Consider the following 14,213-nt stretch of genomic DNA (forward strand, 5'->3'; position numbering starts at 1 on the left):
CTACGCGATCCGCTGTGGGCGTACGTCGCCCGGGAACTTCGCCGCGGCTCCACACGCTTGCATACAGTGGCAGGACCGGCAGCAGAACCGCGGTGTCAGCCACCGCATCGGCGATCGAAGGGACGTACATGCCCATGGGTCACACGGCCACAGACCAGGCAGGCACCGGGGGCCTGACAGCGACCGAGCACCGCCTGGCCAACGGCCTGCGCGTGGTGCTCTCCGAGGACCACCTGACCCCGGTCGCGGCGGTGTGCCTCTGGTACGACGTCGGCTCGCGCCACGAAGTCAAGGGCCGTACCGGCCTTGCTCACCTTTTCGAGCACCTGATGTTCCAGGGGTCGGGCCAGGTGAAGGGCAACGGCCACTTCGAGCTGGTGCAGGGCGCCGGCGGCTCGCTCAACGGCACCACGAGCTTCGAGCGGACCAACTACTTCGAGACCATGCCCGCCCACCAGCTGGAGCTCGCCCTCTGGCTGGAGGCCGACCGCATGGGCTCCCTGCTGGCCGCCCTGGACGACGAGTCCATGGAGAACCAGCGCGACGTGGTGAAGAACGAGCGCCGCCAGCGCTACGACAACGTCCCGTACGGCACCGCCTTCGAGAAGCTGACCGCCCTCGCCTACCCGGAGGGCCACCCCTACCACCACACCCCGATCGGCTCGATGGCCGACCTGGACGCGGCGACCCTGGAGGACGCGCGCGCGTTCTTCCGCACGTACTACGCGCCGGGCAACGCCGTGCTGTCGGTCGTCGGCGACATCGACCCCGAGCAGACGCTCGCCTGGGTCGAGAAGTACTTCGGCTCCATCCCCTCCCACTACGGCAAGCCCGCCCCCCGGGACGGCACCCTGCCGGAGGTGATCGGCGAGCAGCTGCGCGAGGTCGTCGAGGAGGAGGTGCCCGCGCGCGCCTTGATGGCCGCCTACCGGCTGCCGCACGACGGCACGCGCGCGTGCGACGCGGCCGACGTGGCGCTGACCGTCCTCGGCAGCGGTGAGTCCTCCCGCCTCTACAACCGGCTGGTACGGCGCGACCGTACGGCCGTCGCGGCCGGCTTCGGCCTGCTGCGCCTGGCCGGGGCGCCCTCCCTGGGCTGGCTCGACGTGAAGACCTCCGGGGACGTCGAGGTCCCGGTCATCGAGACCGCCATCGACGAGGAGCTCGCCCGGTTCGCCGAGGAGGGCCCGACGGCCGAGGAAATGGAGCGCGCCCAGGCCCAGTTGGAGCGCGAGTGGCTGGACCGGCTCGGCACGGTCGCGGGCCGCGCCGACGAACTGTGCCGCTACGCGGTCCTGTTCGGCGACCCGCAGCTCGCCCTGACCGCCGTCAAGCGCGTCCTGGAGGTGACCCCGGAGGAGGTCCGCGAGGTCGCCGCGGCCCGTCTGCGCCCCGACAACCGCGCGGTGCTCGTCTACGAACCCGTCTCCCAGGAGCTCGCCGAGGACGCCGATCCCCCCGAAGACCCCGAGGCCGAGGCCACCGTCGAGGCCGGCGACAAGAACGAGGAGGCGGCCAAGTGACCGAGCTCGCCGCGATGGAGTTCCACCCGCAGCCCCAGGCGGGCGAGGCCAGGCCCTGGGCGTTCCCGGCGCCCACGCGCGGGGCGCTCGACAACGGCCTGACCGTGCTGCGCTGCCACCGCCCCGGCCAGCAGGTCGTCGCCGTGGAGGTCCTGCTGGACGCGCCCCTGGAGGCCGAGCCGGCCGGCTTCGACGGCGTCGCCACGATCATGGCGCGCGCCTTCTCCGAGGGCACCGACAAGCACTCCGCCGAGGAGTTCGCCGCCGAACTGGAGCGCTGCGGCGCCACCCTCGACGCGCACGCCGACCACCCCGGCGTCCGGCTCAGCCTGGAGGTCCCGGCCTCCCGCCTGGCCAAGGCGCTCGGTCTCCTCGCCGACGCCCTCCGGGCGCCCGCGTTCGCCGACAGCGAGGTCGAGCGGCTGGTCCGCAACCGCCTCGACGAGATCCCGCACGAGCTGGCCAACCCCTCCCGGCGCGCCGCCAAGGAGCTCTCCAAGGAGCTGTTCCCGGCCGGCTCGCGCATGTCCCGCCCACGCCAGGGCACCGAGGAGACCGTCGAGAAGATCGACGCGGCGGCCGTGCGCGCCTTCTACGACCGTCACGTCCGGCCCGCCACGGCCACCGCGGTGGTCGTCGGCGACCTCACCGGGATCGACCTCGACGCCCTGCTCGGCGAGACCCTCGGGGCGTGGACGGGCTCCAGCGCCGAGCCCCGCCCGGCGCCCCCGGTGACGGCCGACGACACCGGGCGCGTGGTCATCGTGGACCGCCCCGGCGCCGTCCAGACGCAGCTGCTCATCGGCCGCGTCGGCCCCGACCGGCACGACCGCGTGTGGCCCGCGCAGGTGCTCGGCACGTACTGCCTGGGCGGCACCCTCACCTCCCGGCTGGACCGCGTCCTGCGCGAGGAGAAGGGCTACACCTACGGCGTGCGGGCCTTCGGCCAGGTCCTGCGCTCCGCCCCGGACGGCACGGGCGCGTCGATGCTCGCCATCAGCGGCTCCGTCGACACCCCGAACACCGGACCGGCGCTCGACGACCTCTGGAAGGTGCTGCGCACCCTCGCCGAGGGCGGCCTCACGGACGCCGAGCGCGACGTCGCCGTGCAGAACCTCGTCGGGGTGGCGCCGCTGAAGTACGAGACGGCGGCGGCCGTCGCGAGCACGCTGGCCGACCAGGTCGAGCAGCATCTGCCGGACGACTACCAGGCGACGCTGTACCAGCAGCTCGCCGCGACCGGCACGGTGGAGGCCACCGCGGCGGTCGTGAACGCCTTCCCCGTCGACCGGTTGGTGACCGTCCTGGTCGGGGACGCGGCGCAGATCAAGGAGCCCGTGGAGGCACTGAACATCGGTGAAGTGACCGTGGTGTCCGCCGAGTAGCGGCACGCGTGCGTGGCGGGGCCCTGGTGACGGAAGCGTCACCAGGGCCCTCTTATGTCCGAATTGAAGGAACATTGAAGGAGAGTGGGCTGTTTGCCCTGTGGGATGCGCTACAAACACCCTGATCCGTTTGGGAATTGAAAGTGGCCCTGTTTAGCGTCGTCCGGGCTGTCCGTCAGGCAGTGCGCCGCACCCGCGGCACCGGACAGTCATCGCCGAGTCCCCGTACGGCGCGAGCCAGGGGAGCCGGGGACCCACCGCAGTCCCTGGGGTGAATCGGACGCCCGCGCGTGCCGCGAGGGGGTCCGTAGGAGACCTTCCTGCTCCGAACCCGTCAGCTAACCCGGTAGGCGAGAGGGAAGGAAAGGACCAGCCTGTACATGGCGTTCATGTGCGCCACCGGGAAGCACCGTCGTCCCAGCCGGATCAAGCGCTCCACCGCCCAGGCCGCCGGCGTCGCGGCCCTCGCCGCCACCGGCGTCGTCGGCTCCCTCGCGGCTCCCGCGCTCGCCGCCGACAACTCGGTCGAGCAGACCGGTCTCACCCCTGTCATCACCATCGGCGACTCGATCGCCGCCAAGATCGACGCCCAGGCCGACGCGCAGAAGCAGGCCGCCGAGGAGGCCGCCCGCAAGAAGGCGGCCGAGGAGGCCGCGCGCAAGAAGGCCGAGGCGGAGGCCAAGAAGGCCCGCGAGGCCAAGGAGCGCGCCGCCCGCGAGGCCGAGCGCAAGCGCCTCAACACCTTCGTCGCCCCGATCTCGAACTCGTACGTCTCCACGGGGTACAAGGCCAGCAGTTCCCTGTGGTCCTCGGGCAGCCACACCGGCATCGACTTCCACGCCGCGACCGGCACCACCGTGCACGCCGTCGGCTACGGCACGGTCGTGCAGACCGGCTGGGGCGGTGCCTACGGCAACCAGATCGTGATCAGGATGAACGACGGCACGTACACCCAGTACGGCCACCTGTCGTCCATCGGTGTCTCCGTCGGCCAGAAGGTCGTCACCGGCCAGCAGATCGGCCTCTCCGGCTCGACCGGCAACACCACCGGTCCGCACCTGCACTTCGAGGCCCGTACGACGCCGGAGTACGGCTCCGACATGGACCCCGTCGCCTACCTTCGCTCGCACGGCGTGAACGTCTGACGAAGGATCGCGAGATCCCGTGAAGCCCCGGCTCCCCGAGCCGGGGTTTTCCGTGTTTCCGCCGCGCCGCTGTCCAAAAAATATCCATGGATTCCGGCCCGCCGTCGGAAATTCCCGCCCTTTGCAATAGAGTCACTGGACACACGTCCATGGTCGACGTTTCACGGGGATTAAGGCGGAGGTCGGACATGCGTATTCCGGCGCACTCGGTGTGCACGGCCATCCGGGACGACATCGTCGCGGGTGTCTACGAGCGCGGCAGCCGCCTCACCGAGGAACTCCTCGCCCGCCGCTACGGCGTCTCGCGCGTCCCCGTCCGCGAGGCCCTGCGCACGCTGGAGGCCGAGGGCTTCGTGGTGACCCGGCGGCACGCGGGCGCGTGCGTCGCGGAACCGACCGAGCAGGAGGCCTCCGACCTGCTGGAGATGCGCCTGCTGCTGGAGCCGCTCGGCGCCTCCCGGGCCGCCCAGCGCCGCACCGAGGCCCATCTGAAGGTGCTGCGCGGCCTGGTCAGACTGGGCCAGGAGCGGGCCAGAAGGGGCAACAGCGAGGATCTGCGCTCCCTGGGCGCCTGGTTCCACGAGACGCTCGCCCAGGCCTCCGGCAGCCCGGCCATGACCTCGACGCTGACCCGGCTGCGCCACAAGATCGCCTGGATGTACGCCGTGGAGGCGCCCGCCGACCCGGTGGAGTCCTGGGCCGAGCACGGGGCGATCGTCGACGCCGTGGCGCGCGGCGACGGCGAACGCGCGCGGGCGGTCACGGCGCTGCACACCGAACGCTCGACCGCCGCGCACCGGCTGCGATTCGGGAGCCAGGACCGGGCGACGGGTGTGAGGAACTCGCAACACGCCGTAAACATGCCGAGCCTGCGGCATTAACACGGACGCCGTATACAAAGAGGAAAGAATTCGCGGGGGCTATTTCACGCTGCCCGCCGCCGGGAATTCCGTACCTCCCTGCGCGGAAAATGCGAAGGGCTCGCCCGGAAATTCGGACGAGCCCTTCCGTGGTGCCGTGGTCAGACGGTCTCGGGAAGCTCCTCGAGCCCCTCGGAGACCAGCTTGGCCAGGCGGTCGAGGGCCGCGTCCGCGCCCTCGGCGTCGGCGGCGAGGACGATCTCCTCGCCGCCCTGGGCGCCCAGGCCCAGAACCGCCAGCATCGAGGCCGCGTTGACGGGGTTGCCGTCGGCCTTGGCGATCGTGACCGGGATGCCTGCGGCCGTGGCGGCCCGGACGAAGATGGAAGCGGGGCGGGCGTGGAGGCCCTCGGCCCAGCCGACGTTGACGCGGCGCTCAGCCATGTGATGCTGCCCTTCGGTGTTCAGGGTTGTCTAGACCAGTTTCCCACAACGTGAGGCTGCTCCGGAGAAGCGCGTGCCCCTCCGGGGTGAGTCGTCGGGCCGCGGCCTCGGCCCGACGTCCGTCCTTCGCGCTGCTCGGTTGTCGTCCACAGACTGCCTCGCGCCGTTGTCGGACGCGAGCCGTACGCTGGGGCCCATGCAGACCTCGTCGGACCGGCACGAGTACCCCGCCCACTGGGAAGCCGACGTGGTGCTGCGCGACGGCGGCACCGCGCGCGTCCGCCCCATCACCGTCGATGACGCGGAGCGCCTGGTCAGCTTCTACGAGCAGGTGTCGGACGAGTCGAAGTACTACCGCTTCTTCGCGCCCTACCCGCGACTGTCCGCGAAGGACGTCCACCGCTTCACGCACCACGACTTTGTGGACCGGGTGGGACTCGCGGCCACGGTCGGCGGCGAGTTCATCGCCACCGTACGCTACGACCGCATCGGCGCCGACGGAACGCCCGCGTCGGCGCCGGCCGACGAGGCCGAGGTCGCCTTCCTCGTCCAGGACGCCCACCAGGGCCGTGGCGTCGCCTCCGCCCTCCTGGAGCACATCGCCGCCGTCGCCCGCGAGCGCGGCATCCGCCGCTTCGCCGCCGAGGTACTGCCCGCCAACACCAAGATGATCAAGGTGTTCACGGACGCCGGCTACACCCAGAAACGCAGCTTCGAGGACGGCGTCGTCCGCCTCGAGTTCGACCTCGAACCCACCGACCGCTCCCTGGCCGTCCAGCGCGCGCGGGAGCAGCGCGCCGAGGCGCGGTCCGTACGGCGGCTGCTCGCGCCCGGCTCGGTCGCCGTCGTCGGCACCGGCCGCGCCCCCGGCGGTGTGGGCCGCGGCATCCTCGACAACATCCGGGACGCGGGCTACGCCGGACAGCTGTACGCCGTGAACAAGGCGTTCCCCGAGGACCTGAAGGAACTCGACGGCGTCCCCGCCCACCGCTCGGTGCGGGACATCGACGGGCCCGTCGACCTCGCCGTCGTCGCCGTGCCGGCCGAGCACGTCCCCGAGGTCGTCACCGAGTGCGGCGAGCACGGCGTGCAGGGACTGGTCGTCGTCTCCGCCGGCTACGCCGAGAGCGGGCCCGACGGACGCGAACGCCAGCGCGAACTCGTCCGCCACGCGCGCACGTACGGCATGCGGATCATCGGCCCGAACGCCTTCGGCGTCATCAACACCTCCCCGCGGGTGCGGCTCAACGCCTCCCTCGCCCCCGAGATGCCCCGCGCCGGCCGCATCGGCCTGTTCGCCCAGTCCGGCGCCATCGGCATCGCCCTGCTGTCCCGGCTGCACCGGCGCGGTGGCGGCGTCACGGGCGTCACCGGCGTCTCCACCTTCGTCTCCTCCGGCAACCGCGCGGACGTCTCCGGCAACGACGTCATCCAGTACTGGTACGACGACCCGGACACCGACGTCGTCCTGATGTACCTGGAGTCCATCGGCAACCCCCGCAAGTTCACCCGCCTCGCCCGCCGCACGGCCGCCGCCAAGCCGCTGGTCGTCGTCCAGGGCGCCGGTTCCGCACCGCAGGGACACGCCGTACGGGCGACGCGGCTGCCGCACGCGACGGTGTCCGTGCTGCTGAGGCAGGCCGGGGTGATCCGGGTCGACACCATCACCGAACTGGTCGACGCGGGTCTGCTGCTCGCCCGCCAGCCCCTGCCGAGCGGACCCCGGGTGGCGATCCTGGGCAACTCCGAGTCCCTGGGCCTGCTGACGTACGACGCCTGTCTCTCCGAGGGGCTCCGGCCGCACCGCCCGTTCGACCTGACCACCGGCGCCACGGCCGGCGACTTCCACGCGGCGCTGCTGCGGGCCCTCGGGGACGACTCCTGCGACGCGGTGGTCGTGACCGCCATCCCGGCCATCGGCGAGGCCTCCGTCGCCGACGCGGAACTGGCCCGGGCGCTGCAGTCGGCCGCCGACCAGGTCCCCGGCAAGCCGGTCCTCGTCGTGCACGTGGAACTCGGCGGGCTCGCGGAGGCACTGTCGGCGGCCGCGGGCACCGCGCCCGAACCGGACGCCGCGGCCACCGGCACCCGCAGGCTGCGCCCCTCCCAGCAACTGCCCGCCCCGGCCCCCGCCCGGCAGCCCGCCGCCACCGACACCGCCCCCCGGCTCATCCCGGCCTACCCCGCCGCCGAACGCGCGGTGCGGGCCCTCGCCGAGGCCGTGAAGTACGCGCAGTGGCGGCGCGAGGCCGCCGAGCCCGGCAGGGTGCCCGAGTACGACGACATCGACGAGAAGGGCGCCGCCCGCCTCATCGCCGGGATGCTCACGCGCGGGCAGGGCCTCACCCTCGGCACCGAGGAGACCTGCGAGCTGCTCGGGCGCTACGGCATCGCCGTCCGCCGGGCGACCCCCGCGTTCACCCCGGACGACGCCGTCCGTGCCGCCGGCGAGCTCGGCTACCCCGTCGCCCTCAAGGCCACCGCCCCGCACCTGCGCCACCGCGCCGACCTGGGCGGCGTCCGGCTGGACCTCGCCGACGAAGAGCAACTGCGCCGGGCGTACGCCGAGTTGACCGGCCTGTTCGGCAAGCCGGAGGAGCTGCGGCCGGTCGTGCAGCCGATGGCGCCCCGGGGCGTCGACACGGTCGTACGGGCCGTCATCGACCCGGCCGCCGGCGCCGTGCTGTCCTTCGGGCTGGCCGGAGCGGCCTCCCAGCTGCTCGGCGACATGGCGCACCGGCTGGTCCCGGTCACCGACCGCGACGCGACCTCCCTGGTCCGGTCGATCCGGACGGCCCCGCTGCTGTTCGGCTGGCGCGGCTCGACCCCCGTCGACACGCCTGCGCTGGAGGAACTGCTGCTGCGCGTGTCCCGGCTCGTCGACGACCACCCCGAGGTCGTCGCGGTCACCCTGGAGCCGGTCGTCGTCGCCCCGCGTGGACTGAGCGTTCTCGGCGCCTCCGTGCGCCTCGCGCCCCCGCCCGCCCGCGACGACCTCGGCCCGCGCACGCTTCCGGCATACTGAACCACCCCTGAGCGGTCCCTCGCAGTCAGTGCGCCCCCGTAGGATGGACGCCATGGCCAAGACCAGTACGACGACCCAGGGGCTGCGTGCGGCGATCGAGCGCAGCGGCTACTACCCGGCCCTCGTGGCCGAGGCGGTGGAGGCCGCCGTGGGCGGCGAGCCCATCCGGTCGTACCTGGTCCACCAGGAGACGACGTTCGACCAGAACGAGGTGCGGCGGCACGTGACCGTGCTCGTCCTCACCGGCAACCGCTTCATCGTCAGCCACACCGACGAGCAGGCCGCCGACAGCACCTCCCCGACGCCGTACGCCACGACCTCGACGGAGTCCGTGAAGCTCGGCCGGATCTCGTCGGTCGTGGTCAGCCGGGTGGTGGCCAACCCCGAGCAGTACGCGCCGGGCACCCTGCCCCGCGAGGTCGTGCTGACCATCGGCTGGGGCGCCGTCTCCCGCATCGACCTCGAACCCGCCGCCTGCGGAGACCCCAACTGCGAGGCCGACCACGGCTACACCGGCAACTCCACCGCCGACGACCTCAGCCTGCGGGTCAGCGAGGCCGGGGACGGCCCGGAGACCGTGCGCCAGGCCCTCGCCTTCGCCCAGTCGCTCTCCGAGGCGACCGCGGACACCACCCGCTGAGATGGTCCACGCCCCCTGGGACGCCCACCCCGAGCCCCTCTCCGTCGACTCCGCGCCCCTGCCCGAGTACGGCAGCGGCTCCCTCGCCGACCTCCTGCCGACCCTGGCCGCCGGCATGGGCGTACCGGACACGACGGCCGCGATCGCCGAGCTGACGCCCGCCGACCGGAACTGCGTGTTCCTGATCGACGGTCTCGGCTGGGAGCAGCTGAAGGCGCACCCGGACGAGGCGCCCTTCCTGACCTCCCTGCTCGGCAGTTCGCGCGGCGGCACCGGACGCCCCCTGACCACCGGCTACCCGGCGACCACCGCCACCTCCCTCGCCTCCGTCGGCACCGGCCTGCCGCCCGGCGCGCACGGCCTGCCCGGCTACACCGTGCGCGATCCGGCCACCGGCGAGCTGATGAACCAGCTGCGCTGGCAGCCCTGGACCGCACCGCAGGCATGGCAGCCGTACCCGACCGTCTTCCAGCTGGCCCACCAGGCGGGCGTGCACGCGGCCCAGGTGTCCTCGCCGACCTTCGAGCACACCCCGCTGACCAAGGTCGCGCTCAGCGGTGGAACGTTCCTCGGCAGGCTGTCCGGAGAGGACCGCATGGACGTCGCGGCTGAGCAACTGGCCGCCGGCGACCGCTCCTTGGTCTACACCTACTACGCCGAGCTGGACGGCGCGGGCCACCGCTACGGCGTCGACTCCGACACCTGGCGCGGCCAGCTCATGCACGTCGACCGGCTCGTCCAGCGCCTCGCCGAGCAACTCCCGCCACGCAGCGCCCTGTACGTCACCGCCGACCACGGCATGGTCGACGTGCCCTTCGACGAGCAGCACCGCATCGACTTCGACGAGGACTGGGAGCTGCGCGCCGGAGTGGCCCTGCTGGGCGGCGAGGGCCGCGCCCGGCACGTCTACGCCGTCCCCGGCGCCCAGAACGACGTCCTGACCTGCTGGCGCGAGGTGCTCGGCGAGCAGTTCTGGGTGGCCTCGCGCGACGAGGCCATCGCGGCGGGCTGGTTCGGACCACGGATCGACGAACGGGTGTACGCCCGCCTCGGTGACGTCGTCGCGGCCGCGCGGGACGACGTCCTGATCATCGCGTCCGAGCGGGAGCCGAAGGAGTCGGCGATGGTCGGCAACCACGGTTCGATGACCCCTGCCGAACAGCTCGTCCCCCTGCTCGAAGTACGCTCCTGAAGCCCGTACGCCGTCCCGTTCGCCGAAAGGTGCTCAACCACCCATGCCCGAGCTGGTGTTCTTCTCCGGAACGATGGACTGCGGGAAGTCGACCCTGGCTCTCCAGATCGAGCACAACCGCTCGGCGCGCGGTCTGGCCGGGATGATCTTCACTCGGGACGACCGCGCCGGCGAGGGCAAACTCTCCTCACGGCTGGGCCTGGTGACGGACGCGGTGGAGGTCGAGAACGGACAGGACCTCTACGCCTACCTGGTCGACCACCTCTCCCAGGGCGGCCGCGCGGACTACGTCATCGCGGACGAGGCGCAGTTCCTGGCGCCGGAGCAGATCGACCAACTCGCGCGCGTGGTCGACGACCTGGGCCTCGACGTCTACGCCTTCGGCATCACGACGGACTTCCGCTCGAAACTCTTCCCGGGCTCCCAGCGCCTGGTCGAACTCGCCGACCGCGTCGAGGTCCTGCAGGTCGAGGCCCTGTGCTGGTGCGGGGCCCGCGCCACGCACAACGCCCGCACGATAGGCGGGGAGATGGTCGTCGAGGGTGCCCAGGTCGTCGTCGGGGACGTCGACCAGTCCGACACCGTCGGCTACGAGGTCCTGTGCCGCCGGCACCACCGCCGCCGGATGACCGCGGCCACGGCCCGCGCGGCGGCCCTCTCTCCCGACGTGCTGCCGGTGTCCTCGGCCTGAGTCGCCGCCGACCGGGCTCAGCGCGGGCTCTGGACCAGGCAGAAGCGGGCGCCCTCCGGGTCCGACACCGTGGCCACGCGCCCGTGGGGCGTGTCGTGCGGGCCCTTCAGGACATGGCCGCCGAGGTCGGTCAAGCGGTCGGCCGCCTCGTCGGTGTCGGCCACCTCGAAGTACGTCAGCCAGTGCGGGCCCCGGTCGCGGGGAAGGGCGTGGCCGACGCCCTGGATGCCGGCCACCGGGCGGCCGTCGACGCGCAGGGTGACGTAGTCGGAGTCGGAGTCGGCGTCGACGACCGGCTCCTCCTCGAAGGCGAAGACCGTCTCGTAGAACTTGGCGACGCTCGCCGACTCGAAGGTGAGCAGTTCGTTCCAGGCGGGGGTGCCGGGGACGCCCGTGAGGGCCGTGCCGAGGTGCCGGGCGGCCTGCCAGACGCCGAAGACGGCGCCCGAGGGGTCGGAGCCGATCGCGAGCCGTCCGGCCTCGTCGGCGTCCAGCGGCCCGACCCCGATCGTGCCGCCGCACAGCCGTACGGTCTCGGCGGTCAGGTCCACGTCGTGCGAGGCGAAATACGGCGTCCACGCGATGGGCAGATGGCGGTCCGGCGGCAGCTGGCCGATGCCCGCCACCTCGTGGCCGTCGAGCAGGGCACGCGCGTACGGGCCCAGTTGCCGGGGGCCGGGCTCGAACTCCCAGCCGAACAAGGAACCGTAGAAGTCCTGGGTGGCCGTCAAACCGTGCACCATCAGGCTCACCCAGCAGGGCGTACCGGGTCTGTGCCGAGCGTGCGTCTCGGTCATCGTCACTCTCTCCTCGACTCCTCGCGGTGGCCGTGTCGCTTCCGCTGTCCGGATCCCCGTGCCGATGCTCGCACCAGCCGTGCCGCCGCGGGCTCCGGGCGCGCCGCGACGCGCACGGCCACGTGACCGCAGAATGCACGGTGTGCGGTGTCCCGTCCGTTCCCGGGCGATGGCCGACGGGTGTCGATCGGTTGTACGGCAAGTGCCCGAGTCCGTACGCCTCGTGATCGGGCCTGTCCGGCGGAGCAGAGTAGCCGGACATGGACGACGCGGCCACCCCGTGCGCGAGGATGGTGGCCATGAACGCCATCATCTCCGCTTCCGAACTCGCGAGCGACCTGACCGGTGCGAACCCGCCGGTCGTGCTCGACGTCCGCTGGCAGCTCACCGTCCCCAACGGGGCTTCCTTCGACGGGCGTGCCGCGTACGCGGCCGGGCACATCCCCGGTGCGGTCTACGTCGACCTGGACACGGAACTCGCCTCCGCGCCCGGCGAGCGCGGCCGGCACCCACTGCCCGACCTCGAGGTCTTCGGCGCCGCGATGCGCGGGGCGGGCGTGTCGGCCGGGACGCCGGTGGTCGTGTACGACGGCGGGCAGGGCTGGGCGGCGGCACGCGCGTGGTGGCTGCTGCGCTGGACGGGTCACCCGGACGTGCGGGTCCTCGACGGCGGGTTGCCGGCCTGGGAGGGGGCGCTGGAGACGTCCGCACCGACGCCGGCCGAGGGCGACTTCGTGCCGCTGCCGGGGGACTTCGGGTTCCTCGACGCCGAGAGGGCGGCCGCGCTGGCACGGTCCGGTGTTCTGTTCGACGCGCGGGCGGGGGAGCGGTACCGGGGTGACGTGGAGCCGATCGACCGGGTCGGCGGGCACATCCCGGGCGCGGTGTCGGCCCCGACGAACGAGAACGTCGGCCCCGACGGACGGTTCCTGCCGGCCGAGCAACTGGCCGAACGCTTCAAGGCACTTGGGGCGGTCGACGGTGCGGCCGTCGGCGTGTACTGCGGCTCGGGCGTCTCGGGGGCGCACGAGGTGCTGGCCCTGGCGGTCGCCGGGATCCCGGCGGCGCTGTACGTCGGTTCCTGGTCGGAGTGGTCGTCGGACCCCTCGCGCCCGGTCGCCGTCGGACCCGATCCGCAGTAGGACGACGAAAACAGAGGGCCGCGCCCGGACGGCGCGGCCCTCATGCTCGTACGACCGACTACTCCTGCTTCTTGCGCCGCGTCCCGAACACGATCTCGTCCCAGCTCGGGACCGCCGCGCGGCGGCCCGGGCGGACGCCGTCGGCCTCCGCCTGGCGGTCGGTGGCGCCGATGAGACGGTCGCGGTGGGCGCCCACGGAGCGCGGCATCAGGACGTCCGCGTAGGCCGAACCGGCCGAGGCAGCGGGAGCCGGTGGCTCCTCCGTCTCGGGCTCGGCGACGGGCTCCTCCGGCGGCGGGGGCGTCTCGGACGGGCGCTCCGGGACCACCAGGTCGCCGCGGAAGCTCGGTACCGCCTCCAACAGGCTGGTCAGCGAGTCCCGTTCACCGGCCGTGCTCTCCTCCGCCGGTTCCGAGGCCTGCGCGGGCAGGCTCGGCCGGTCGAGGGCACGGTCCAGCGGGCGGTCGCGCGGCAGCCGGGCGATACGCGGGACGAAGGGGAAACTGGGCTCCGGCGCGGCGAGGTCCTCGGACTCGCCGATCAGCGAGCGCGCCTCCTCGTCGACGGCCTGGACGAGCCGCCGGGGCGGGTCGTACGTCCAGCTCGCCGAGTGCGGTTCGCCCGCGACCCGGTAGACCAGCAGGACCTCCCAGGTGCCGTCGTCGCGGCGCCACGAGTCCCACTGCACCGTGTCCTTCTCGGCGCCGCGCAGCAGCAGCCGCTCCTGGACGGCCTCGCCGAGCTGGGGCCCCGCCGCGTTCTCGCCGGGCCGGCGGACCGGGGTCTTGCGGGCCCGCTCGGCCATGAACGCGCGCTCGGCGAGGACGGGGCCCTCGAAGCGGCGTACCCGGTCGACGGGGATGCCCGCGAGCTGCGCGACCTCCTCCGCGGTGGCGCCTGCGCGTATACGCGCCTGGATGTCGCGAGGACGGAGATGGCTCTCGACCTCGATCTCGATCTGACCGAGGCGGGGGCGGTCGCCGCGGACTGCCGCACGCAGCCGTTCGTCGATCGGAAGCGTGTACTCCGTAGAGTCGGCAGCCTTCAGCACCAGCCGTGTGCCGTCATTGGAGACGGCCACGACACGCAGTTCGGGCATGGGGACCTCCCGGGTGGTGCCTGCCGACGTCACGTGCGTCGCTGCTTCCGCTAGTCGAGTGTGGCCTGCCCGGGTGCAGCCTGCCACAACCTTGCCGAGTTGCCCGGCGTGTCGGGCACGGGCCCGGGAACGCCGTTATGGCACGGTTACCTATTCGCAACGCTAAGTGACCAACTCCGTCACCCTGTGCAACGAGCCCCCTCCTGGCGGTCCAGCAAGGCCCCGGACGCCCTGGCGGGAGACCGGACCCAGGGCTCGCAACAGTACTCCA

The 14,213-nt window shown here is 72.8% G+C and carries 12 protein-coding genes and 1 riboswitch; of the genes, 9 read left to right on the plus strand and 3 right to left on the minus strand.

Features of this window, described 5'->3' with window-relative positions:
* The first annotated feature begins 128 nt into the window (after positions 1-128).
* The 4 genes from MKW14_RS26760 to MKW14_RS26775 all read left to right on the plus strand — a co-directional run bounded on the left by MKW14_RS26760 (position 129) and on the right by MKW14_RS26775 (position 4,934).
* Positions 129-1,523 carry a M16 family metallopeptidase gene (locus MKW14_RS26760; RefSeq protein ID WP_240866234.1) on the plus strand — a complete coding sequence of 465 codons (1,395 nt, stop codon included), beginning with the start codon at positions 129-131 and terminating at the stop codon, positions 1,521-1,523.
* Positions 1,520-2,908: a M16 family metallopeptidase gene (locus MKW14_RS26765; protein ID WP_240866236.1), complete on the plus strand. Its 1,389-nt coding sequence runs from the start codon at positions 1,520-1,522 to the stop codon at positions 2,906-2,908. Before MKW14_RS26760 ends, MKW14_RS26765 begins: the two co-directional genes overlap by 4 nt.
* A 203-nt stretch (positions 2,909-3,111) precedes the next feature.
* Positions 3,112-3,276: riboswitch (cyclic di-AMP (ydaO/yuaA leader) on the plus strand.
* A gap of 12 nt (positions 3,277-3,288) precedes the next feature.
* The gene (locus MKW14_RS26770) at positions 3,289-4,053 is read left to right on the plus strand and encodes a M23 family metallopeptidase (RefSeq protein WP_240866238.1); all 765 of its coding nucleotides are present in this window, start codon (positions 3,289-3,291) and stop codon (positions 4,051-4,053) included.
* A 188-nt stretch (positions 4,054-4,241) separates the two neighbouring features.
* Positions 4,242-4,934, plus strand: coding sequence for a GntR family transcriptional regulator (locus tag MKW14_RS26775; protein ID WP_240866240.1), 693 nt, complete (start codon positions 4,242-4,244; stop codon positions 4,932-4,934).
* 140 nt (positions 4,935-5,074) lie between these two features.
* Here the strand turns inward: MKW14_RS26775 and MKW14_RS26780 are convergent, their stop codons facing one another.
* Positions 5,075-5,356 carry an HPr family phosphocarrier protein gene (locus MKW14_RS26780; RefSeq protein ID WP_240866242.1) on the minus strand — a complete coding sequence of 94 codons (282 nt, stop codon included), beginning with the start codon at positions 5,354-5,356 and terminating at the stop codon, positions 5,075-5,077.
* A 196-nt stretch (positions 5,357-5,552) separates the two neighbouring features.
* Between MKW14_RS26780 and MKW14_RS26785 the strand changes: the two genes are divergently transcribed.
* From MKW14_RS26785 to MKW14_RS26800, 4 genes are read left to right on the plus strand one after another with little or no spacing between them, the layout of a single operon-like run.
* A complete protein-coding gene (locus MKW14_RS26785; protein ID WP_240866245.1) occupies positions 5,553-8,381 on the plus strand; it encodes a bifunctional acetate--CoA ligase family protein/GNAT family N-acetyltransferase in 2,829 nt (942 codons plus the stop codon).
* Between the two features lie 43 nt (positions 8,382-8,424).
* A complete protein-coding gene (locus MKW14_RS26790) occupies positions 8,425-9,021 on the plus strand; it encodes a DUF5998 family protein (RefSeq protein ID WP_208786082.1) in 597 nt (198 codons plus the stop codon).
* A 1-nt stretch (position 9,022) separates the two neighbouring features.
* Positions 9,023-10,213: an alkaline phosphatase family protein gene (locus MKW14_RS26795; RefSeq protein ID WP_240866248.1), complete on the plus strand. Its 1,191-nt coding sequence runs from the start codon at positions 9,023-9,025 to the stop codon at positions 10,211-10,213.
* A gap of 43 nt (positions 10,214-10,256) precedes the next feature.
* A complete protein-coding gene (locus MKW14_RS26800; RefSeq protein WP_240866250.1) occupies positions 10,257-10,904 on the plus strand; it encodes a thymidine kinase in 648 nt (215 codons plus the stop codon).
* A 17-nt stretch (positions 10,905-10,921) separates the two neighbouring features.
* On the opposite strand, the gene MKW14_RS26805 is transcribed toward MKW14_RS26800, so the two are convergent.
* Positions 10,922-11,701, minus strand: coding sequence for a VOC family protein (locus MKW14_RS26805; protein ID WP_240866252.1), 780 nt, complete (start codon positions 11,699-11,701; stop codon positions 10,922-10,924).
* Positions 11,702-12,000: 299 nt separating this feature from the next.
* Here MKW14_RS26805 and MKW14_RS26810 point away from each other — a divergent pair, with 299 nt between their 5' ends.
* The gene (locus MKW14_RS26810; protein WP_240866255.1) at positions 12,001-12,843 is read left to right on the plus strand and encodes a sulfurtransferase; all 843 of its coding nucleotides are present in this window, start codon (positions 12,001-12,003) and stop codon (positions 12,841-12,843) included.
* A 58-nt stretch (positions 12,844-12,901) separates the two neighbouring features.
* Here the strand turns inward: MKW14_RS26810 and sepH are convergent, their stop codons facing one another.
* Positions 12,902-13,942, minus strand: a complete 1,041-nt coding sequence (sepH, locus tag MKW14_RS26815) for a septation protein SepH (protein ID WP_240866258.1) — start codon at positions 13,940-13,942, stop codon at positions 12,902-12,904.
* Positions 13,943-14,213: the final 271 nt, after the last annotated feature.

It is taken from the genome of Streptomyces gilvus (genome assembly GCF_022513565.1).
Classification (GTDB): domain Bacteria; phylum Actinomycetota; class Actinomycetes; order Streptomycetales; family Streptomycetaceae; genus Streptomyces; species Streptomyces gilvus.

Coding starts and splice junctions, on each gene's coding strand:
- MKW14_RS26790 (WP_208786082.1), top strand. CDS start 8,425: ATGGACGCCATGGCCAAGACCAGTACGACGACCCAGGGGCTGCGTGCG.
- MKW14_RS26795 (WP_240866248.1), top strand. CDS start 9,023: ATGGTCCACGCCCCCTGGGACGCCCACCCCGAGCCCCTCTCCGTCGAC.
- MKW14_RS26760 (WP_240866234.1), top strand. CDS start 129: ATGCCCATGGGTCACACGGCCACAGACCAGGCAGGCACCGGGGGCCTG.
- MKW14_RS26780 (WP_240866242.1), bottom strand. CDS start 5,356: ATGGCTGAGCGCCGCGTCAACGTCGGCTGGGCCGAGGGCCTCCACGCC.
- MKW14_RS26785 (WP_240866245.1), top strand. CDS start 5,553: ATGCAGACCTCGTCGGACCGGCACGAGTACCCCGCCCACTGGGAAGCC.
- MKW14_RS26810 (WP_240866255.1), top strand. CDS start 12,001: ATGAACGCCATCATCTCCGCTTCCGAACTCGCGAGCGACCTGACCGGT.
- MKW14_RS26775 (WP_240866240.1), top strand. CDS start 4,242: ATGCGTATTCCGGCGCACTCGGTGTGCACGGCCATCCGGGACGACATC.
- MKW14_RS26805 (WP_240866252.1), bottom strand. CDS start 11,701: ATGACCGAGACGCACGCTCGGCACAGACCCGGTACGCCCTGCTGGGTG.
- sepH (WP_240866258.1), bottom strand. CDS start 13,942: ATGCCCGAACTGCGTGTCGTGGCCGTCTCCAATGACGGCACACGGCTG.
- MKW14_RS26770 (WP_240866238.1), top strand. CDS start 3,289: ATGGCGTTCATGTGCGCCACCGGGAAGCACCGTCGTCCCAGCCGGATC.
- MKW14_RS26800 (WP_240866250.1), top strand. CDS start 10,257: ATGCCCGAGCTGGTGTTCTTCTCCGGAACGATGGACTGCGGGAAGTCG.